The sequence below is a fragment of the Pontibacter actiniarum genome (assembly GCF_003585765.1).
Classification (GTDB): Bacteria; Bacteroidota; Bacteroidia; order Cytophagales; family Hymenobacteraceae; genus Pontibacter; species Pontibacter actiniarum.
In genome coordinates this window covers 2,949,843-2,970,899 of record NZ_CP021235.1, presented here as the reverse complement: position 1 = coordinate 2,970,899, position 21,057 = coordinate 2,949,843, and the positions used below count along the sequence as shown (strand labels likewise).

Annotated in this window: 17 protein-coding genes and 1 tRNA gene; 6 read left to right on the top strand and 12 right to left on the bottom strand. The window is 57.1% G+C overall.

Annotation, left to right across the window (positions count from 1 at the left end; all coding sequences use genetic code 11):
• Positions 1-26 precede the first annotated feature (26 nt).
• The 8 genes from CA264_RS12790 to thpR form a co-directional block, all read right to left on the bottom strand.
• A complete protein-coding gene (locus tag CA264_RS12790) occupies positions 27-1,847 on the bottom strand; it encodes an ABC transporter ATP-binding protein (protein WP_025607689.1) in 1,821 nt (606 codons plus the stop codon).
• A gap of 275 nt (positions 1,848-2,122) precedes the next feature.
• Positions 2,123-3,601 carry a sodium:solute symporter gene (locus tag CA264_RS12780; protein ID WP_025607686.1) on the bottom strand — a complete coding sequence of 493 codons (1,479 nt, stop codon included), beginning with the start codon at positions 3,599-3,601 and terminating at the stop codon, positions 2,123-2,125.
• A gap of 82 nt (positions 3,602-3,683) precedes the next feature.
• Positions 3,684-4,697, bottom strand: a complete 1,014-nt coding sequence (locus tag CA264_RS12775) for an MBL fold metallo-hydrolase (protein ID WP_025607685.1) — start codon at positions 4,695-4,697, stop codon at positions 3,684-3,686.
• Positions 4,698-4,853: 156 nt separating this feature from the next.
• A complete protein-coding gene (locus CA264_RS12770; RefSeq protein WP_237151116.1) occupies positions 4,854-5,507 on the bottom strand; it encodes a hypothetical protein in 654 nt (217 codons plus the stop codon).
• 97 nt (positions 5,508-5,604) lie between these two features.
• On the bottom strand, positions 5,605-7,437 hold the full coding sequence (locus tag CA264_RS12765) for a M61 family metallopeptidase (protein ID WP_025607683.1): 1,833 nt from the start codon (positions 7,435-7,437) through the stop codon (positions 5,605-5,607).
• A 148-nt stretch (positions 7,438-7,585) separates the two neighbouring features.
• Positions 7,586-8,263 (bottom strand): class I SAM-dependent methyltransferase, encoded by a 678-nt coding sequence (locus CA264_RS12760; RefSeq protein WP_025607681.1) that lies wholly within the window; start codon positions 8,261-8,263, stop codon positions 7,586-7,588.
• A gap of 33 nt (positions 8,264-8,296) precedes the next feature.
• Complete coding sequence (locus CA264_RS12755) at positions 8,297-8,788, bottom strand: CinA family protein (protein ID WP_025607679.1); 492 nt, start codon at positions 8,786-8,788, stop codon at positions 8,297-8,299.
• A gap of 56 nt (positions 8,789-8,844) precedes the next feature.
• Positions 8,845-9,390 carry an RNA 2',3'-cyclic phosphodiesterase gene (gene thpR, locus CA264_RS12750; RefSeq protein WP_036776148.1) on the bottom strand — a complete coding sequence of 182 codons (546 nt, stop codon included), beginning with the start codon at positions 9,388-9,390 and terminating at the stop codon, positions 8,845-8,847.
• A gap of 89 nt (positions 9,391-9,479) precedes the next feature.
• Between thpR and CA264_RS12745 the strand changes: the two genes are divergently transcribed.
• Positions 9,480-10,199 carry a phosphatase PAP2 family protein gene (locus tag CA264_RS12745; RefSeq protein WP_025607678.1) on the top strand — a complete coding sequence of 240 codons (720 nt, stop codon included), beginning with the start codon at positions 9,480-9,482 and terminating at the stop codon, positions 10,197-10,199.
• Positions 10,200-10,310: 111 nt separating this feature from the next.
• Positions 10,311-10,392 (top strand) — tRNA-Leu (locus CA264_RS12740).
• Positions 10,393-10,981: 589 nt separating this feature from the next.
• Here the strand turns inward: CA264_RS12740 and CA264_RS12730 are convergent.
• Genes CA264_RS12730 through CA264_RS12720 form a run of 3 tightly spaced genes read right to left on the bottom strand, consistent with a single transcriptional unit; the run spans position 10,982 to position 14,026 of the window.
• Positions 10,982-12,616 carry a glycosyltransferase family 39 protein gene (locus CA264_RS12730; protein WP_025607675.1) on the bottom strand — a complete coding sequence of 545 codons (1,635 nt, stop codon included), beginning with the start codon at positions 12,614-12,616 and terminating at the stop codon, positions 10,982-10,984.
• 5 nt (positions 12,617-12,621) lie between these two features.
• Positions 12,622-13,278 carry a lipid-A-disaccharide synthase N-terminal domain-containing protein gene (locus CA264_RS12725; protein WP_025607674.1) on the bottom strand — a complete coding sequence of 219 codons (657 nt, stop codon included), beginning with the start codon at positions 13,276-13,278 and terminating at the stop codon, positions 12,622-12,624.
• Positions 13,265-14,026 (bottom strand): glycosyltransferase, encoded by a 762-nt coding sequence (locus tag CA264_RS12720; protein WP_025607673.1) that lies wholly within the window; start codon positions 14,024-14,026, stop codon positions 13,265-13,267. Before CA264_RS12720 ends, CA264_RS12725 begins: the two co-directional genes overlap by 14 nt.
• Positions 14,027-14,130: 104 nt before the next feature.
• Between CA264_RS12720 and CA264_RS12715 the strand changes: the two genes are divergently transcribed.
• The gene (locus tag CA264_RS12715) at positions 14,131-14,817 is read left to right on the top strand and encodes a phosphatase PAP2 family protein (RefSeq protein ID WP_025607671.1); all 687 of its coding nucleotides are present in this window, start codon (positions 14,131-14,133) and stop codon (positions 14,815-14,817) included.
• Here CA264_RS12715 and CA264_RS12710 read toward each other — a convergent pair.
• The gene (locus tag CA264_RS12710) at positions 14,801-15,868 is read right to left on the bottom strand and encodes an NAD-dependent epimerase/dehydratase family protein (RefSeq protein ID WP_025607669.1); all 1,068 of its coding nucleotides are present in this window, start codon (positions 15,866-15,868) and stop codon (positions 14,801-14,803) included. The two genes, CA264_RS12715 and CA264_RS12710, sit on opposite strands and share 17 nt — an antisense overlap.
• Positions 15,869-16,080: 212 nt before the next feature.
• Between CA264_RS12710 and CA264_RS12705 the strand changes: the two genes are divergently transcribed.
• The 3 genes from CA264_RS12705 to CA264_RS12695 all read left to right on the top strand — a co-directional run bounded on the left by CA264_RS12705 (position 16,081) and on the right by CA264_RS12695 (position 21,015).
• The gene (locus CA264_RS12705) at positions 16,081-16,761 is read left to right on the top strand and encodes a response regulator transcription factor (RefSeq protein WP_025607667.1); all 681 of its coding nucleotides are present in this window, start codon (positions 16,081-16,083) and stop codon (positions 16,759-16,761) included.
• Positions 16,743-17,993, top strand: coding sequence for a sensor histidine kinase (locus CA264_RS12700; protein WP_025607665.1), 1,251 nt, complete (start codon positions 16,743-16,745; stop codon positions 17,991-17,993). The genes CA264_RS12705 and CA264_RS12700 overlap by 19 nt, the downstream gene beginning before the upstream one ends.
• Positions 17,994-18,138: 145 nt before the next feature.
• On the top strand, positions 18,139-21,015 hold the full coding sequence (locus tag CA264_RS12695; RefSeq protein WP_025607663.1) for a tetratricopeptide repeat protein: 2,877 nt from the start codon (positions 18,139-18,141) through the stop codon (positions 21,013-21,015).
• The last annotated feature ends 42 nt before the right edge of the window (positions 21,016-21,057 follow it).

Here is a 21,057-nt window from a genome sequence, read left to right as displayed (position 1 = left end):
CGGACGGTAGCCTTTTTAGCCTGTTCTCAGCTTAGCTCAAACTGCAGCTTCAGCAGGTTCGCATACATGCCTTCCGGGTTATGCGACAGCTCCTCATGGGAGCCCTCCTCCACAATCTCCCCGTTTTCGATCACCAGGATTTTGTCCACTTTGCGGATGGTGGCCAGGCGGTGGGCGATAACGATGGTCGTGCGGCCTTTCATGAGCTCATCCATGGCCTGCTGCACCAGGTGCTCCGATTCAGAGTCGAGGGCGCTGGTGGCCTCATCCAGTATCAGGATGGCTGGGTTCTTAAGTATGGCCCGGGCAATAGCCACGCGCTGGCGCTGGCCGCCGGAAAGCTTAATGCCGCGCTCACCCACCAGGGTATCCATCCCCTCCGGGAAAGACATGATAAAGTCGTAGGCATTGGCCTTTCGGGCTGCTTCTGTTACTTCGGCCTCCGTTGCTTCCGGGCGGCCGTAGGCAATGTTCTCCCGGATGGTGCCGCCAAACAGGAGCACCTCCTGCGGTACCACGCCGATGTTGCCGCGCAGCATCGTCATGTTCATGTCGCGGATGTCGCGGCCATCCACTGTAATGCTCCCGCCTGATACGTCGTAGTAGCGCATCAGAAGCTGGATGATGGTAGATTTGCCGGCGCCGCTCGGGCCAACCAGGGCTATTTTCTCCCCGGCCCGCACGCTGAAGTTAATGTTGCTTAACACCTGCAGGTCCGGGCGGGTAGGGTAGGAGAAAGCCACGTGCTGGTACGCAATGTCACCGTTTACACGAGGGATCTCACGGAGTGCTTTTACGCCTTTGTCTGTTGGCTCCTCCTGCTCCTGCAGTATTTCCAGAATACGCTCCGTAGCGCCCAGGGCAGACTGCACTTTGCCGTAGATTTCCCCCAGGCCACCCACAGAGGCCCCGATAAACACCGTGTACAGCACAAAGGAGATAAGGCTTCCGCCGTCGATATCGCCGTTGGCAACGAGCGTGGCGCCGTACCAGATCACCAGGATGATGCCGCCGAAAAGGCCAATAATGATAAAGGTGATAAAGGCACCGCGGTAGTAGGCGGCAGAGAGGGCGGTTTTAACGGCTCTGCCCAGGGTGGTGCGGTAGCGCGCCACCTCAAACATTTCGTTTGTGAAGGCCTTTACGGTGTTGATGGCCTGCAGCGTTTCCTCAACTATAACGTTGGTGTTGGCCAGTTCGTCCTGTGTTTTCTTGGAGAGCGTCTTAATTCTGCGACCGAATACCAGGGCCAGCGCCACCAGCACCGGGAAGGTGGCCAGCATAAACAGCGAGAGCTTGATAGAAGTCCACATGATGATGCCTACCCCTACTATCAGCGTCGTGGTCTGGCGGAAAAGCTCTGCCAGAGTGATGGACATGGCATCCTGCACCTGCGCCACGTCAGTGGTGATGCGGCTGGTAACTTCGCCCACGCGGCGCTTTTCGTAGAAGGAGATCGGGAGCTGCACAAACTTGCTGTAGAGGTCGCGGCGGATGTCTGCCACGGCGTTCTCGCTCACCTGCGCAAAGAAGTAAACCCTGAAAAACGAGAAGATGCCCTGTAGCAGGATTACCCCGAACAGCCCCATGGCAATCATGTTGATGTCCTGGAGCAGCCCGTCGGGGCTACCGGTGGATGAGTTGAAAAGCTCGCCTACCAGGTAGGGGAAAGCCATGAAGGTAAGGCTGGACAGTACCAGAAAAGCGAGCCCGACGATAAACTTATACTTGTAAGGGAGTACGTAAGAGAAAATCTGAAGGCCGCGGCGAAAGCTTTCCTTGCTAATCTTCTTTCTGCCTTCCTTTTCCTTTTCGCCGCCGCTGAACCCGAATCCGCGTTTTGCCATTAATGATATGCTGCTTAAATGTTCTTAGAGGCTTTTGCCAGCTCGGCAAAGCCTGCAAAGCCTATGGGTATGGTGGTATAACAGGCAAAAGGGCCTAAAGATGCCACTCCCCCACAAAATCTTACAAAGGTAAGGATTATGCGGAGAAAAAAGCCCTTTAGCGCGGGGATGTTAACCAGAAGGTGCGTTGCCTGCTGCTCGCAACGGCCGGAGCGGGCAATAAAAAAGAGGCGCAAACCCTGCGCCTCTCTTTTATATCATCCCTAAAGGATACACTAAGCCGTTTGCTGCTCCTGTGCCAGCTCCAGTTCGTTCACCTTGCCCGACGAGACGGCCATCAGGCCCACAAAGGTCAGGAAGCCGTTTAGGATAAGCACTTCAAAGCCGAACTCATAGCCCCAGAACCAATCAACGGAGTTGTAGCTGACGATTAGGGTGAGCAAGGGCGCTATGATGCAAACGGCAGGCACGAACTTGTCGCGCACGGCACGCTTGGTGTAGATGCCGAAGCTGTAAAGGCCCAGCAGCGGGCCGTAAGTATAGCCGGCCACCTTAAACACGGCCGTAACGACGTTGTCATCGTTCAGGATGTCGAAAGCGATGATCACCAGCACCATCACCAGCGAGAAACCGGCGTGCACGATGTAGCGCAGGCGCACGCGCTGCTGCTCGCTACGCTTCTTAAAGTCCAGGAAGTCCACGCAGAAGGAAGTGGTGAGCGCCGTGAGGGCGGAGTCGGCAGAGGCGTAGGTAATAGCGATGATACCCAGTATAAATACGATGCCGGCAAAGTAGGTGAAGTGGTTCAGGGCCAGGAACGGGAACACATCGTCGCCGCGCTCCGGAAGGGCAATGCCTTTTGCCTGCGCGTAAACGTACAGCAGGGCGCCCAGCGCCAGGAACAGGATGTTTACGAAAACAAGTATGATGCTGAACCAGAACATGTTCTTCTGCGCCTCGCCGAGGTTCTTGCAGCTCAGGTTCTTCTGCATCATATCCTGGTCAAGGCCCGTCATTACGATGGCGATAAAAGCGCCGGAGAAGAACTGCTTCAGAAAGTACTTGCTGTCTTTAAAATCCCAGTAGAAGATCTGGGAGTAGTCGCTGGCCTTGATCGTGTCTATCATGCCCTGGAAGCCAAGGTTAAGCTCGTCAGAGATAAGCCAGATGCTGACACCCACAGCCACAAGCATAGCCGTTGTTTGGAAGGTATCGGTCCAGATAATGGTTTTCATGCCACCCCGGAAGGTGTACACCCAGATCAGGGCGATGGTAATGATCACAGACACCGAGAAAGGCACGCCCATCTCGTCGAAAACGGCCAGCTGCAGCACCCCCGCCACCAGGAACAGGCGAATAGCCGCCCCCAGCGTACGCGCGAGCAGGAAGAAGCCCGCCCCCGTTTTGTAGGACCAGTACCCGAAGCGCTGCTCCAGGTAAGTATAGATGGACACCAGGTTCATGCGGTAATAGAGCGGCATCAGCACCGTGGCGATAACGAAATAGCCCAGGAGGTAGCCCAGCACAAACTGCAGGTAAGAGAACTGCGACACCGCCACCATGCCCGGGATAGACACAAACGTGACACCCGACAGCGAGGTGCCGATCATACCGAAGGCCACCACGTACCACGGGGAGGAGCGGTTGGCCAGAAAGAAGGTCTCAGAGTCGGTGTTCCGGCTGGTGAGGTACGATATAAATATCAGAATACAGAAGTAGGCTACGATCAAGCCTATGATAAGGGTAGGAGACATAGTGTAAGCAGTAGTTCGTAAACAGGTGAATTAGTGATCCAGTTTACAAATATAGCAAAACAAACTTCCCATGCTAGTTTTATCAAAATTCATGTAGTAACACCGACTCGCCTATGGCCGGGATGCGCAGCCCCTGCAGCGCGCCGGTGGAGGCGATTTGCTCCAGCAGGCGCACCGGCTCACTGGCCGGCTCATCCGACAGGTCGAAGGTGCCGTAGTGCATCGGGATAAACATGCCGCCGCGCAGGCGGTTGTACGCCTTCACGGCCTCGTTTGGGTTCATGTGGCTTTTGCTCATCAGGAACGCGGGCTTGTAGGCCCCTACCGGCATGAGGCACACATCCAGCGGACCAAACAGGGCCTCTATGTCGTCGTAGTGCGTCGAGAAGGCCGAGTCTCCGGCAAAGTACAGGGTCAGGGTGGGCGTCTTGATCAGGAAGCTGCCCCAGAGTACCCGGTTCATGTCCAGCGCCCCCCGGCGGTACCAGTGCGAGGCCGGCAGAAAGTACACCTCCACCGCGTCGGGCACCAGGTCATACTTCTGGAACCAGCCGGCTTCCTGGTAAGGCAGGTGTGGGTTGATGCCGCGCAGTATGTCGCCGGCGCGCAGCGGAGCCAGTGCCTTTACCTGCGGGTTACTCCCGATAACGGTCTGGATGGACTTCTTGTCCAGGTGATCGCGGTGGCCGTGGGAGAGCAGTATGAAGTCTACGTTCCGCAGCTCCTCCGGGGCGCACGGCAAACCTGACTTGCGCTTTAGCAGCGGGAGGTCGTAGAAAACCGGGTCCGTGAGAAAGGTAACGCCGTTGAGGCGGATAAAGAACGAGGCGTGCCCCAGCCAAACCACCATGTCCTTGTCATCATGCACAAAGGCTTTGCCGTGCTGCACGGGAGGCGTGTAGTTGTCCTGCTTTTTCTCGTCGTGCTGCGGGTTCTTGCTCAGCTGCCAGCGCAGCACGTCTCTGAAGTTCGGGTTGTAAAGCTCTTCTCCGTTGGCAAAGCGGCCGTTTACGATTTTGTTGCCCCTGTACGCAGGCTTTATAGTTTCGAGGCGCTCGTTTTTAATGTGGCGGGTGTGGTTGTTAGGCTGCTGCAATGTCTGAATCAGTTTGTTTTAACTATATAACACGATAAGGGCAGATTAGGTTAGGCAGGCACGGTGCCGCAACGGGTGTTTACGCCGGGGCAGCGCATAAAAAACGCCTCTCTGGTATACAAAGAAGCGTTTTTATGATGAGCTGGAGTTACCTAGCTACCAGTTGCTGTTGCCAAAGCCCGGCGCAAAAGGGGAGTAGTACGGATTGCCGAAAGGGGAGGAGCCCTCTGTGTAGCGGACACCGCCTGTAACCGTAAAGTGCTCCGTGATTTTATACGTTGCCCTGAAATCGGCCCCCATGCGGCCGGGGCTGTAGAAGCCGGCGCTAAGGTCTCCGGCAGGCAGGTTAGAGAAGTCGCGCCAGATGTTGCCGCTCAGCATCAGCCGATCGCTTGCCAGGTAATCCACCCCCACGCTGGCGATATAGTGGCTGCCGCCTCCGTTGCGGTACATGACGGTGGTGCCCTCAGGACCTGTAGCAGAAGTGTTGTACGGTGTGGTGTGCACGTACGCCAGACTGGTGTTTACCCGAAAGCGGTTGCTTACCTGGTAGCGCACGGACGGCTCTACATAGGTCGCGCTGCCAAAGCCGTTGCTGAAGCTTGCGCCCATGTTCAGGCTGTAGCTCAGCTTGGGGCCCGACCACGACGGCTTTTCGGCAGTCGGCTCCGCGGAAACAACCGGTGCCGGGGCCGCCTCCGAAGCTGCTGGAACGGGAGCGGCATCCAGGCTTGGCTTCATCTCCTGTGCCGTGGCCTGCCCCGCGTAAAGCAGCCCTGCGACTAATACTGTTCTAAATATATTTTTCACGTGGAAATCTCTGAAGTATAAATTCTTATACTAAGGTACGGGCTGTAGAGTTTAAAAGCAACTGTGGCTAAAACGGCTGGCCACAGTGCTTATTGCCTTACTCTGCCTTGGAGCCCAGCCATGCGGCACGATACGCCTGCATTTCCGGCGTTAGCTGCTTGCCTGTGCTTTCGTACGGCACTACCTCCAGCGTTTGTACCTCCTCCAGGGTAAGGGTGGTGCTTTGGGTTTTGCCGAGGCGGTTAAAGGTGACCGGAATGCTGTCGCCCGGCTTGTGCTTGCTCAGCACCTTCTGCAGGTCTTTTTCTCTTTTGATTTTGCGGCCGTCCAGCGTCAGAATCACATCCGTACGGTCTAAGCCTGCCTTATAGGCGCCAGAGTTTACAAAGGTGCCGTTCAGGATGGTTGCGCCCTCCTTCCCGTACTTCAGCCCTACCATGCCAATCGTTGCCTCCCCCGGTTTAGACTTGCGCAGTTCCAGCCCGGCCCTGGCCAGCAGCGGTGTAAAGTCCGGCAACTGGCTTCCGTAAACGCTCTGCTGGAAGAACTGCTTTGCCCAGGCGGCGTCTCCGCTTACCTCTGCCAGCGTCTCCTGCACGTCCGCCAGCGTGTACGGCTTTTCGGGTGCCCCGTACTTGCGCCAGAGCGCCTGCATAAAGTCGTCGAGGGTTTTGTTGTACTGCTGGCGCAGGGTCATGTCCAGCGCGAGGCCGGTCATGCTGCCATAGGTGTAGTAGGAGATAAAGGTGTTCTGGCGGTTAACGGGGTCCACGGAGCGCGCGGCATCCACAAAAGGGGCCTGCTGGCTCATCTCTACCAGGCTGTGGTACTGGCGGCCCGGGAGCAGCAGCACATAGTTCAGGTCACCGGCCAGGCCATCCGCATACTCCTTCAGGCCGAAAATATCGGTGCGGGCCATGGTAAGGTCGCCGTAGTAGCTGGTAAAGCCCTCTGCCAGCCACAGTGCCTCCGACATGTTCGCTTCCTGAAAGTTGAACGGCTCAAGCGAAGCCGGCCGGATGCGCTCCACGTTCCAGGCGTGGAAGAACTCATGCGACACCGTGTTCAGCAGCGGGTTCATGGCAGCGGCCAGCGCGCGGGAACTGGTGAGCACGGTGGAGTTGCGGTGCTCCATGCCGTCGCCCACGGCCTGGGGCATATAGCACCCGATAAACGTGTAACGGCCGAAGTCGTAGTCGGGCAGCTCTCCGAAAACTGCGCGCTGCTCTGCCACAATCTTCTTCGCCTGCGCCACATAAGCGTCAAACTGCTCCTGGGTGCCTGTGTGGTGAAGTGCCACCTGAACGGCTTTTTCTTTGCCTCCCTCTTTCACGGTCCATTCGGCAAAGTCGAAATCGCTCAGCTCGGTGGGGCTGTCCATCAGGTACTGAAAATGCGGGGCGTAGTACGTGTTTCCCTGCTCTTGGCGAAGCTGCGTGGCTACCTTCCAGTTGCTGCCCTGCGGCATGTTAAAGGTCACGTAGGCCGGCGACTGCTCAAAACCGCGGGCGTACATCAGTGTGGCAGGCATGTTCAGGTGCGCGTGTGTCTCGTCTACACCGGCATAGGTGCCGTCGGCGTGGTCTGCAAAAAGGGTATAGCTAACGGTGACCTCGCCCTGGTGGCCCAGCACATCCCACTCGCTGGTGTTCGGGCGGAAGATCTGGAGCGGCTGGCCCTGGGTATCGGTGGCGCGTACGTTGTACACGTTTTTGGCGAACTCATGTACGGCGTAGCGGCCGGGGGAGGTGCGCGGCATCAGCACTTTCAGGGTGTCGCCCTGGATGTTGGAGAAGGTTACCTTTACCTCTGCCTCATGGTGTACCGCGTTGGGGAAGGACAGTTCATACTTTGCCTGCTGCTGCGCAAGCACCGGCTGCAGCGTCAGCCCCAGTGCCAGCCCAAGCAGGCTGTACAGTTTAGATCTCATTGGATTGGTTCGTGTAGATGAATCACTAAATATAGTGATGAGAAAGCAAGAGAGCAATGTTTGGACAGTGATTTGGGCATCCGGCGCTTCCGAGCTATACTTTTGGGGAGCACGGCTGGCCTGCTTTTCCGCTTGTGCGGCGGCCGCCTCAGGCACACTCCGGCACGGACGGCATAGGCCGCTGGAGCACCTTTGCCTGCACCATGCCCCGGAAGAAGGCGCGGCTATACTTTTCCTGAAAGCCTAACGCGCTAAAATGGCGGCCATAGCTCGGAAACTGCTTTGCCTTTATCCCGCTGATCAACCCGAAAAACAGGTACATGCTTCGGGCCAGTTGGCGCTGCCACCACGGTGGGGGCTGCCGCACGGGCCAGAAATCTGCAAAGAGCCACAGCCCTTGATAGGCCAGCGCGGCCGAGAGGCGCGACATGAGGCGGCGCAGGCGCAGGGGCGGGAAGAGGTCCAGGAGAAAAGGCGTGAATATAACGTCAAATTGCTCCTGCGGCTGCAGCGCCTGCTCCGTGCCTAGCCGGAAGCTGACCCTGCAAGCGTGCGCCTGCCCGAACGCCCTGTACCGCTTCTGTGCCCGCTCCAGCATGGCCGGGGCGGCATCAAGGTAGAGGATCTCGAGCTGTTTGCCTGTTACCAAAAGCTGCTCCAGAAGCCAGCCGCTGCCGCCCCCGATCACCAGCACCCGTGCCTGCCGTGGCAGAAACGGCAGCAGTGCCCCTTGCGCCTGCTCCAGGGCGCTGCCGTACACCAGCCGGGCCAGGGCATCGTAAAAGGAGGCTACGCGCGTAAAGCCGCTATCGGGGAGTTGGGGCAAAGTATAAAAGTGGGTGTTGGCGCAAGTTAAGGGTTAGCGGTCGTAATGCTGCTTTAGCACCCCGTTTAGTTTCTGCAGAATATACTCCACCAGTTGCTTGCGCACGCTGTCGGAGTTGCCTTTAAACTCTTCCCGGAACTCTTCCGCCTTCCCGTCATAGAGGAAAGACACGAACATGGTGCCCACCGGCTTTTCTTCGGTTTCGGAGGCGCCGGGGCCTGCCAGCCCGGTGGTGGCAATGCTGATGTCCGCCCCCAGCTGCTTCTGCAGGCCCATTACCATCTCATTGGTTACCTGCTGCGACTCCGCGGTGTAGAGGTCCAGGGTATCCTTCTTTACGCCGAGGAGCTTCTGCTTTACTTCCGGCTGGTATACCACCAGGCTGCCCTTGAGCACATCGCTGGCTCCCTTGGCCTTTACGAATTCAGCAGCCAGTAAGCCTGCTGTGCAACTCTCTGCAAAAGCCACTGTCAGTCCCTTGTCTTTTAACCCCAACACTAGTTCGGTCAGCTCTGTTTGGTTCATGTGTATGCGCTTGGTCGTAAAATAGTGCTTATTACTGCTTTTTGCGGTGCCGGGTTTTAACCCAGTGGGTAAGACGACAGCACCGAGTAGGTAGGGTGAGGCGAGCCCAGGGCCGATTGCCAGAGGGCAATCTCCTGCACCGCGAGCTGCAGCGGTTCCTCCGGCGTAACGTGGGGGAGGGGCTGCTGCGGCTTCTGGTCTTTGCGGAAGCGGGCCAGAGTAATGTGCGGTAGTGGTTTCTGCCCCTTTAAAGGCTGCCCTGTCAGTGCTTCTGCCAACTCCCTGCTCAAGGCCTCAAAAGTTGGGTGCGGTGCGAACCTGGCCCACACCAGCCGCGGGTTCTTTGGCTTTGGCCCCGGCTCTATTTGCTCCAGTTGCAGCGTAAACGGCTGATGGCGGCTGGCGACCCGGCCTATCTGCCGTTGCAGTAGCGGCAGCTGCTCCCGTGGCACTTGGCCGATGAAGTACAGCGTAAGGTGCAGGTTCTCGCGCGGCATAAAACGGAGAGCCGGGTGGGAGAAGTGCTGGAGCTGCTCCTGTAAGCTGTCTACCAGCGCCGGGGGCAAAGCGGCGGCAACAAATAACCTGATGCTTTCTTTCATAGTTCAAGTATTAGTAACTTATCCGTGCATACGGAGGTATGGGCAACTGTGCCTCTCTTTGCATGGGGTATTCACAATTCTGTAGCAATATGATCCGAAGTTTCTATAAGAGAATGATGGCCTCCACGGCACTCTTTACCGTGGAGCTGCTATTTGTGTGGCTGCTGTTCCTGGTTTGTATCGTTGGTTTCCTGTACCTGGGCAGCGAAGTGGTGCAGGGCGACACGGTGGGGATGGATGAGGCTGCCTTTGACTTTGCGGCGAGCCTGGGCAACCCCGTCATGGACGGCTTTATCAAGTTTATCACTTTTTTTGCCTCCCGGCAGTTTCTTACACCGGCGGCACTGGCCCTTATTGCCTACTATCTGTTTGTGCGCAAGCACCGCTGGAACTCCCTCAAGGTGCCAGTGGTAGCGCTGGGGAGTATTTCGCTGAACCTGATCCTGAAGTATTTCTTTGGCCGCGAACGCCCTATGGCCCCCCTGGTCGAGACCTCCGGGCTCAGCTTCCCGAGCGGGCACAGTATGATGGCGGCCTCTTTCTACGGTCTTCTGATTTACCTGGTGTGGCACAACGTAAAGAATGTGCACCTGCGGAACACGCTCATTGTGCTGCTAAGTATTTTTGTTCTCCTGATTGGCTTTAGCCGGGTTTACCTGCGGGTACACTACGCCTCTGACGTGCTGGCAGGCTTTGCCGCTGGCTTTCTGTGGGTTATCGTTGGTATTAGCACGCTGCGCCGCATCGAGCGTTTCTCCGGAAAGGAAATCACGCCCATCGTACTGGAGGAGCCGGCCGAAAAAGAATAAATATTTTAGCGGAAGTGTATTGCAAATTACAAACAAGCTGTTACTTTTGCAGTCCCAATCAACACAACGGGTTAAAGGGTTTTGGGACGTTAAATTGATATAGTGACTTAAGCGCAAGTGGCGAAATTGGTAGACGCGCTGTCTTCAGGCGGCAGTTCCGCAAGGTGTGAAGGTTCGAGTCCTTTCTTGCGCACACTAAATCTTAAAAAGGCTGATCTTCGGATCAGCCTTTTTTGTTTTATGGCCTTTAGGAAGCAGTGCTTCAAAAGTTGAACCGACCCTGAAGCAACCTCGCTCAAAGCGTGCCGGAGGTGCAGGGCTCGGGTGTAGGTGATTTGCGAACTCCGACTGTGTTGCTTTAGTCCCTTCTGCTCAGGTTTTCAGTGTGCCTAACCACAAGGCGGGTTCGCACCTTGACCGGCTTGAAAAGTATACTTGCTTAGCCGCTGCTTTCCTTGTTTCCTGGAGTTAGCTCTTCCTCCAACTTCCGGAATTTTTTCTGGCGCAAGCTCCCGCTGGTGCCTTTTATACATTGGCAGGATTTGCTGCAACGGAGCCAAAACCACCCCTTAAACTGCTGCTTCTTTCTGGCTTTACAGGCTGCCGGTTTTGCGGCCAGCTTCAACACTTTACTCCTTCGAAAGGCTCCTGAGGTGACATCTGCGGAAAGCTGGAATAGCTTTCCCGGTGAGCGGAGGAAAGGGAGGTACAGGCTGAGGTCCAGTAAGAATTAGGTCATGCGTATGCCTGGCGTACCGGAAGCGCTCACCTGTACGTGCTGCTTAGTAAAAGACCGTCCACTTCCCCACCTTCACATGCTGGCTGAAATGCTGCAGCAGCCACTGCCGCTCCTTGGGCAAGGTGTTTTTTACCACCAGCACCGGTTGCTGCTGTAGGAGCTGTCGCAGCCGCGCTGCATCTGCGGGGTCTTCCAGCCGTAAAAAGTCCTCACGCCAACGCTCGTCCCGCTCAAACTGAACTTCCCGGTCCAGGTCGCTGCTGCCATCTTCCAGGGAGACAATGCTCCTGTTCAACTCAAAGGCTAGCGAAGGGAGTAGCTTGTTGTAAACTAATATCGGTCGCTGCGCCAGGTTATGCTGCCGGATAACGTTGGCTATAGGCCGACTGCCGTTGGTCAGCTGCGGGTTGTGGCCCATCAGGTGCGTAGAGTAGGGCAGTAGCAGCAGGGTGAACAGCAGCGCACCCGCCAGCAGCGCCTGCAGCTGGGGTAACGGCCTGCGCCAAACGATAAACAGCCCCACCAGCATCAGCACCGGAAAAACCAGTGCCCACAGCGGTAAGTCGATGCCCACAGGTAACAGTGGGGCTAAAAGAAAGGCCACCGCCAGCACGCCAAAGTAAACCAGGCTGCCGCGCGTTACTTTCCGCAGTGCCTCTGCAGAGAGGGCACGGAGCAGCCAGGCCGTAAGCAGGGCCTGCCCGGCAAACAGCGGCAGGATGTAGAGAATAAGCTTGGACCCGGAGAAGGAAAAGAACACCAGCGGCACGAGTATCCAAAGTATAAACAGGCGCTTAAACTGTGCCGGTAGCTCCTTCAGCTTTTTAAAGTATACCACAAGTATGGCAGACCAGGGCAGGCTGAGCGCGGGGGCCAGCACCAGGTAAAACCACCAGGGCTTGGAGCGGCCGAAGGTTTCAGGGTTGGCGTAGCGCTGGACTGTATGTTTAAACAGGAAGTAGTCCACGAACTGTGGGTCCTGTAGCATGAGGTAGGCGTACCAGGAGCCACCGATCACCAGGAAAAGCAGTATGGCCGGCACATGGTGCCAGGCTGGCGAACGCTTTTTAGCTGTTGTAAAGCCACCTGCCAGCCCAATGGCCACCAGAGCCGGAAAAATCAGCCCCACAGGCCCCTTCGTCAGAAAGGCCAGCGCCAGCAAAAAGTAAAAGAGGTACAGCCAGCCGGCTTTGGCATCGGCTTTATACCTGAGCCAGGCCCAAATGGCGGCAAGCTCAAAGGTTGTGAGGAAGGAGTCGGTGGTGAGGTTCCGGGCTGAGAGCAGCACGGCGGGGATCGTCAGGTAAACAACGGCCGCCAGCAGGGCTTGCCGCCCATCCCTGAAAAGCAGTTTGCCGATCAGGTACACCAGCCATACTTGCAGCACGAGTGACACCTGCAGAAAGAAGCGGGCCCCGAAGGCATTGGGGCCGAACAGCTCCATGCCGAGGGCGGAAACCTGGTAGGTGACCGGCGGCTTGTGGAAGTGCTGAATGCCCAGCAGGCGCGGGTGAAGCAGCTGGCCGCTTTGCCACATTTCGCGGCTGATCTCGGCGTAGCGCGCCTCGCTGGTCTCGATCACGCCCCAGCCCCCTAAGTTATACAGTAACAGCAAAAACAGGACAAGCAGCAGGCCGTACAGCAGGCGGCCGCCACGCAGGTGCTCAGATTGCAGCATGAGGTTTAGTTGGAGGTAGAAGGTTCCTGGGCCGACCGCTGCTCGCGGAGCCCGATAATAAAGTTACGGCTATAGGCCACAGTGCCAAAAATCTGGCCCAGAAACAGCACAGGGTCCAGCCGCAGCACGGCATAAGACATAATCATCAGGCTGCCCACCAGGCTGATAACCCAGAACCCGATGGGGATGACCGACTCCTGCTCCCGCTCGGAGTAGTACCACTGGTACACAAAGCGCAGCGTAAAGATCAGCTGCCCCGCTCCGCCCCAGGCAATAAGCGCACCCGAGATCTTGCTGTGCTCCATAATGTAGCTAAAGCTGTACTGGTCGCTCCAGAGGAGCCAGGCCAGGGCCATGAACGGGAAAAGTAGCGCCCCCCAGCGAACCGGTGCGCTCAGCTCCTCCCAAACGTTCTTCAGCTTAATGTTACGGATGTAGATAAAGTAGGAGATCAGCTGGCCCCCCACAATCACGATATCGTTGCGCAGCGCGCCGTAGGCCATCAGCAGGATGGAGGCCACCATGCTGGTGGTCCAGAAGGAGGCAGGGGAGAGCACTTTGCCCGCCCGCTCCGACATAACCCATTGAATGATAATGCGTGCCGAGAACAACAGCTGCGCCAGCAGACCGATGCCGTATATGAGCATCTCAGATATGTCCATTGGCTACGGGCTGGTTTTCGAATTCTTCGGCTATGCCGTAGTTAATGTAGCGCTTGCGCATCCACCGGAAGGCAAACGTATCGTTTAGCGGCCCCCACAGGCGGTTGAACAGGTGGTACTTGGAGTAACCTGCAAAGCGCTCAAAGTGCTGCACCGGCAGCTGCTTCACCTTACCACCCTGCAGCTGGATCAGGGCCGGCAGGAAGCGGTGCATCCCGTCGAAGAAAGGCACGCGCTTGGCATAGGCGGCGTCCATGATCTTGAGCGGGCAACCTGTGTCCACAATGCCGTCGTTGATCATGTAGCGGCGGAAGCCGTTGGCTATTTTAGAGGAGATCTTCTTGATAAACGTGTCTTTGCGCTTGGCCCGGATGCCGATCACCATGGCATGCTGCGGCACATGCTCCAGCAGCAGCATGAAGTCCAGCGGGGACGTCTGCAGGTCGGAGTCGATATAGCCGATATGGCTGGTCTGGCAATAGTCGATACCGGCCTTGATGGCGGTGCTCAGGCCGTGGTTGCGGTCCAGGGAAATATAGCTGTAGCCGACGCTGCCCTGGCAGATCTCGCGTATCTGGCGCAGGCTGTCGTCGGTGGAGCCGTCGTTAACGAACAGCACCTGCGTAGGCACCGGCGACTGCGCCAGGAAGGCATCCATAGACTCGCGGAAACGCTGCAGGCAGCCTTCTTCGTTATATACCGGCACAAGTACCGTAAGGGAAACTGACTGAAAAGCTTTATCAAGCATCGGTCTAACTGGTTATATGTTAACGTGTTATTTGTGTAACAGTGGCGCCGGCGGCAAAGTTGCGCTGAAGCCCCCAATCTTACTGCGCCTATATTTTAAACAGCATGAAGCAACGCATCTCCAAAACTTTCCTGCGCCTGCTGGCTCTATTCTCGCTAGAGGTGCTGGCACTTTGTGCGGCGTTTTTCGTTTGCCTGCTGCTTTTTTTGCTGATGGCTTACCTCGTGTTCTCCGCCCGCGACAATACCCTGGATGCGGCGCTCTTTGCCCTGGCCGACCGGCTTGCGTCGCCGGGGATGACACTGGCCATGAAGCGCGTCTCCTTCTTTGCCTCGGCAGGTTTTCTGCTGGTGGCACCGCCGCTGGTGGTGCTGGTGCTGAGCTTTTTCCCCTCCTGGCGCTGGCTGGCCCTGAAACTGCTGCTGGTCACCTTCTCCACCTCTGTGCTTAACCAGCTGATGAAGCGGTACTTTGAGCGGCCTCGCCCGGCATTTGCCATGTTGCACCAGTCGGGCCTGAGCTTTCCGAGCGGGCATGCCATGATCGGTGCGGCTTTCTACGGCCTGCTGATCTACATGGTGTGGCAGAAAGCGCCGGTTATGGCCTGGCGCTGGACTCTTACGCTTTTGCTCACGCTGCTCGTGTTGCTCATCGGCTTTAGCCGCATCTACCTAAAAGTGCATTACGCTACCGATGTCTTGGCCGGTTATGCCACGGGCACTGGCTGGCTGCTGGTGTCGGTAACGGTTATGCGGCGGCTGGAGAAAGCGTACTTCAGCCGCTATACTTAGAGGCGGCCTCCAGGGGCCTTGCGTCCTCTACCTGGTGATACTCCTTAAACCAGCTGATAAACCTGGAGAGGCCCTCTTCCAGGGAAGTGCTGGGCCTGAAGCCCGTCACCTGCATCAGCTCATCCACATCGGCGTAAGTGGCCTGTACATCGCCGGGCTGCATTGGCTGCAGGTCCAGCTTTGCTTTGCGGTGCAGAAGGCGCTCCAGTATCGCCACGGCCTCCAGCAGCTGCTCCGGCTGGTTGTTGCCGATGTTATAGAGCTTGTAAGGAACAGGGGCTGCGTCCGGTGCGCGCCCCAGCAGCTGCACAATGCTCTCCACCACATCATCCACATATGTGAAGTCGCGCAGCATATCGCCATGGTTAAATATACGGATTGGCTTGCCCTCCACAATGGCCCTGGAGAAAATATAGTACGCCATGTCCGGGCGCCCCCAGGGGCCGTACACGGTAAAAAAGCGGAGCCCTGTGGTGGGGATGCCGTAAAGGTGCGCGTAGCTGTGTGCCATTACCTCGTTGGCCTTTTTCGTGGCCGCATAAAACGAGATCGGGGCATCGGTGTTTTGGCTGGTTTGGAAGGGGATTTCCTTGTTTAAGCCATACACCGAGCTGGAGGAGGCAAACAGCAGGTGCTTGATGTGGTGGCGGCGCGCGCACTCCAGCAGGTTCGCAAAACCAACCAGGTTGCTGGCAACGTACTCTTCGGGGTGGTCGATGCTATGCCTTACACCAGCCTGGGCCGCCAGGTTGATGACCACGTCAAAAGCCTGCTCAGCAAAAAGGTGCTGAAGGGCCTGTGCGTCGGCAAGGTCTAGCTGTACAAAGGAAGAACCGGGTGCTTTGGTGCTCCTAACCAAGGCCTTGGGCTGTATACAGTTCTCTGAAAAGCCCTGCTGCGCTAAGCGGCTATACTTGAGCTGCGGGTCGTAATAGCTGTTTAAGGAGTCGAGCCCCACGGTTGTGTGGCCGCTCTGCTGTAAGGCCAGCATGAGGTGGTGCCCGATAAAGCCGGCACTTCCTGTCACGAGTATGTGTAGCTTTGCATTCATAAAGCCCGCGTCTGGTTAGGTGGTAACTTGTAAGTACATGTACGCCGAAGTTTTGTTACATTCCTTCACGAGCAAATAAAGTGAAGGAATCTGTAGAAAATCTGTAGATTGACCGACGGGTCAAATAGATTCGGGGATACGGCTCCCGTTTTGCCGCTGCCGTGGTTTTGCCGGAGGCATGCGCTGCGGGAGAAAAATGCCCTGTTTGATATATGAAGTTACTTTTAGTTGAGGATGAGCCTGCTTTGCTGGAGGAGATGGAACATTATATGTCGGAAAACGGCTTTCGGTGTGAAAAGGCATCCACCTATGCAGCTGCAGAAGATAAGGTAGGCGCGTATGCGTACGATGTGCTGGTGCTGGACATAACCCTGCCCGGCGGGAACGGTCTGCAACTGCTCGAAAAGCTGAAGGCGCTGCACCCCGAAACAGGCGTTGTTATCGTATCGGCCAAAAACTCGCTCGATGATAAACTGACGGGCTTTCACCTGGGCGCAGACGACTACCTGACCAAGCCCTTTCATATGGAGGAGCTGAATGCCCGTGTAAATGCCCTTATCCGCCGGAAGGACTTTAGAGGGAGCTCTGTGCTTTCTTTTGCCGGGCTACAGATCGATACCCAGGCAAAGGAGGTGATGGTGCAGGATGCCAAGTTGCCGCTCACCAAAAAAGAGTACGAGCTGCTCGTATACTTCGTCATCAACAAAAACCGCCTGCTAAGCCAGCAGTCTATCGCCGAGCACCTCTGGGGAGATAACTACGACATGGCGGACAACTACAACTTTGTGTACATGCACATCAAGAACCTGCGCCGGAAGCTGGTGAGCGCCCTGGGGCACGACTACATTACCACCGTGTACGGGATGGGGTATAAATGGACGAACACCCCGTGAGGCTGCTGCATAAAACAACGCTGCTGTACCTGCTGGCCACCACCCTCATCCTGGCTGCCGCAGGTGTTACCCTGATGCTGGTGATCCGGAAACTGGTGGATGATGAGATAAACGAGGAGCTGCGCCTGCAGCTGGACCTGGAAACAGAGCAGATCGCCACCGGCCGGATACCCAACAACCCCATGAGCACCGTTGAGCTGGTGCCGGACAACTTTACCCTTGCCGAGGAGTTTGGTGACTCTTTACTGTACGACCGTGTGCAGGACCTGGATGAGGAGTACAAGTATCTCCGGAAAACAGAGGTCATCAACGGGCAGAACTACCGCATCACCGTTATGGATTCTCATGTAGGCTGGGAGGAATTCTCCAAAACCATCTCCTGGGTTTTTGCAGGCATGGCACTGCTGCTTATAGTGGCGGGCGCGGTGATCAACTACATGGCGGCCCGTACCATCTGGAAGCCTTTTTTTCAGAACCTGAACACCCTCAAGCAGTTTACGCTAAGCACCCCAAAGCCCGTGCAGCTGAAGCGCTCCAACATACAGGAGTTTGAGGAGCTCCGGAACGTGCTGGAGGAAATGACCCGCAGCAGCTGGCAGGAGTATACTTCCCTGCGCGAGTTCACGGAGAACGCCTCACACGAAACGCAGACGCCCCTGGCCATCATCCGCTCCAAGCTAGACAGGTTAAGCCAGTACCCGGTGTCCGAGGAGATGGCGGCGCACATCGTACATGCAAAGTCAGGCGTGGAGCGCTTGTCGCGGATGAACAAGAACCTGCTGCTACTGGCAAAGCTGGAGAACAATGCCTTTACCGAGAAACAGGAGCTCGACTTTCGCCAGGTGGTGATAGGGCAGGCAGAGCAGATGGAGGAGCTCTTTACGCTGCGCGAGCTCCAGCTGTCGCTCAACTGCGAGCCGGTTACCGTAAGGGCCAACCTCTTTCTGGTGGAAACACTGGTATCGAACCTGCTGGCGAACGCCCTGCGCTACACCCCGCAGCATGGCAGCGTGGAGATGGAGCTAAACGCCACAGCGTTCACGGTGCGGAACTCCGGGCCGGAGGCAAAACTGCCCCAGGAGCAATTGTTCAAGCGCTTTAAAAAGGGAGAGCAAAACAGTGCATCGAACGGGCTCGGCCTGGCCATTGTGCAGGAGATAGGCAAGGCGCACGGCTGGCAGGTAACTTACACGTACCAGCAAGCGCAGCACCGGTTTTCCGTTCGCTTTTAGGCAGGCTGCGGAGGCAGAAGTATACCGGCGCTGGGTACCGCCTTTCCTGCTGAAGTAGGACGGAATCTGGCTTTACTTATAGGATTAATTTTTTCAGAAGCAGAAAGTTACTATTTTTAAGCTGATAACTTCAACCTGTTTTCTGATGATATCCTTCTCAAAGAAGCTCTTGCTTTGTGCCACCGTTCTGCTGACCGGTTTCTCTGCCCTTGCCCAACACCCGGATGAGGTAGCTGCTATACGCCAACGGCTGCAGCCGGAGCGTAAGGCGGCTTTAGCATCAGCGCAGAGCCCTGCCGCAAAAGCAGAGCGGCTGCTGGAACTGGGCGAGTGGCAGGCGGCTGAAAGGCTGTTACAGGAGGCAACGCCTGACCACCGGGTTTGGCTGGCGCAGGCCAGGCTGGCTATACTTCAGAATAAGTTTAAGCAGGCCGAGGCCCTGGTGCAGCAGGTAATGGAGCAGGAACCCCAAAACAGGGAGGCGCTGCTGCTGCAAAGCAAGCTGCAGGTGCAGGCCTGGGAGCTAAACAAAGCCAAAGCCACCCTGCAGCACCTGTTCCGGCAGAAGCCGGAAGACGAGGCGGCTGCGCTGGCACTGGGCCGTATCCTGATGCTGGAGAAGAAGTATGACCAGGCGCTGGCGTGGGCCAAAAAAGTACAGCAATGGAACCCCAGGAATGCCCAGGCATACCTGCTGGAGTCGGATGTGCATTTCTGGAACCAGAAGCCGGAGCTGGCCGAGCAGCCGCTTATCAACAGCCTGACCCTTGACCCCTTTAACGCCGACGCCCGCTTTAACTATGGCTATGCCATCTGGCGCAGAGTGGACGCTACGCAGCTGAATGCTATGGCTGGCCAGTGGGAGCTGGCGCTGGCGCTGAACCCGCTGCACTACGTAACGCACTGGCACTGGGGCAACGGCCACACCAACCTTACCTATGCCGATTATGCGCAGCCGGAGGATGAGGAAGTGCGCCAGGCGCTGAAGCCGGCAGACAAGCTACTCTCAGAAAACAAGCTGCGGGAGGCCCTGAAAGAGATCGCGCTTGTACAGCAAAGGTATAAAAGCTCGGTTCTGCCGGCCATGCTTCGTGGCTCAGCCTACTACATGGCCTTCGGCACGGACCGCCAGACCCGCCTTGACTCGGCGCAGGCGATTTTCCAGCGGATCCTCCAAAAGAAGAAACACTACGGCCCGGCCCACAACGCCCTGGCGGCTGTTATCAAGCAAAAGCAGCTGACGTACCTGCACAACTATGACTCGCTGCAGCAGGTAGTGCAGCAGACGGTGATCCGGGACCCGGAGAACTTTGCCAGGGTCTTCCCGGATGTGGCTTACTACCCGGGCAAGGAGGTGCAGCAAATGGTGTGGTCGCAGCTGTATGAGAGCATTGTATACTTCCCGTTCCTGTCTAAGCAAGGGGAGAAGTTCGTGATTCCGCCCCTGCACCAGGACCTGACCATCGCGATGGGCTCGCCGTACTTCCGGCAGGCTACCACGTTTGATAACCGCCAGTGGATGGATATCCGGGGGGTGGGCAGCGGGGCAGCGGGCATAGAGTACGTGGTGCGGGGCTCGCACCTGGAGCGTAATGTGGTGCTGCATGAGTACGTGCACCTCTTTCACCAGAGCGTGTTTACGGACGCAGAGAAGCGGGAGGTCCGTCGGCTGTACCACCAGGCCATGGCGCAGCACCGCACCTTAGACTATTACTCCGCCAACAACGAGCACGAGTACCTGGCCCAGACTTACCCGGCGTACTTTGAGCCGGGAAAGGTGCACCCGCTCAACCATAAATCCATTAACACCACTGCCGACCTGAAAGCCAAAGACCCCGAGCTGTATACTTTTCTGGACGGACTGGTAAAGCGGCAGCAAGCCTACCTGGCAGGCGATGAGCAGGCCATGGCCAGCAACTGGGCACAGGTGTACCTGAACCTGGCAGAGCAGGCGCAGAGGCAGAAAGATTTCTCCAAAGCAACTTTATACTTGGATAGCGCCCTTACCTGGGACGAAAGCTATGTGCCCGCCCTGCTTACCTACGTGGGGGTAAAGCAGCAGCAAAAAGATTTTAAGCCGGCACAGGCGTGGCTGGAACGCGCCAAAAGCATCAACCCGTCCTATGCCCCTGTATATGTGGCGGAGGCCGGGCTGCTGGAGGCCATGAAACGCAAAGGCAGGCTGAACGCCCATGAAGCCCTGATGCGGCAGATGGCGCTGTACAGAAAGGCGGCGGGCCTGGAGGATGACCTGCTGGTACTGGCCCACATTAACGAGCAGTACCGGGCGTTTTATGTTGACTACGGCATGGTGCCGGAGGCCATTGCGGTGGCGGAGGCCTACGTCGCGCAGGCCCCCGCCGTCTCCACCTACCTTCGCGACCGGCGCGACGAGGCCCTTGCCTATGCCAACTGGCTGAAGGGAACGACCCGGATTACCCCGGAGGCGGGGCAGGAACTGGCCAGGCTGGTGGCGTTAAAGCCGCAGCACTATGAGCTGCGCAAGCAGTATGCGGATGTGCTGGCGGCACAGGGCAATTATAAAGCGGCTTATGAGACACTGGAGGAGGCGCAGCGCATTCTGGCAGCCTCCGGAGCGCCACGCGCCGACTACATGGTGCGGATGGCAGCCTACCAACTGGCACTGGGTAGCAAAAACGCCGCCCGTACCGCTGTACAACCGCTGCTGGAGGAGAGTGTATGCCTGCCGGAGCAGGAGCTGTACTTGCTGGCGCCGGTGCTGGCCGAGCTGGGAGAGGCGGAACGCGCCAAAAAGGTGCTCAAGCAGTTGCCGAAATCGCAAACGGTGGTAGAGCAAGCCAACATTGTGAGTGCCAGGGGGCGTGTGCTGGAGGCGAAGGGCAAGGCGACCGCAGCTATCCGGTTATACAAGCATTCGCTGCTGCTGTACCCTTACCAGATGGAGGTGCGCCAGCGCCTGGTGCGCATGCTCCGGGAAAAGGGCCGCCAGCAGGACGCCGAAAACGTGGAGCAGGCCGGCGAGCAGCTGGTGCACGCTTAATTCAAAACCAATTACCCACTTCTACATACTCACTTAAAACAA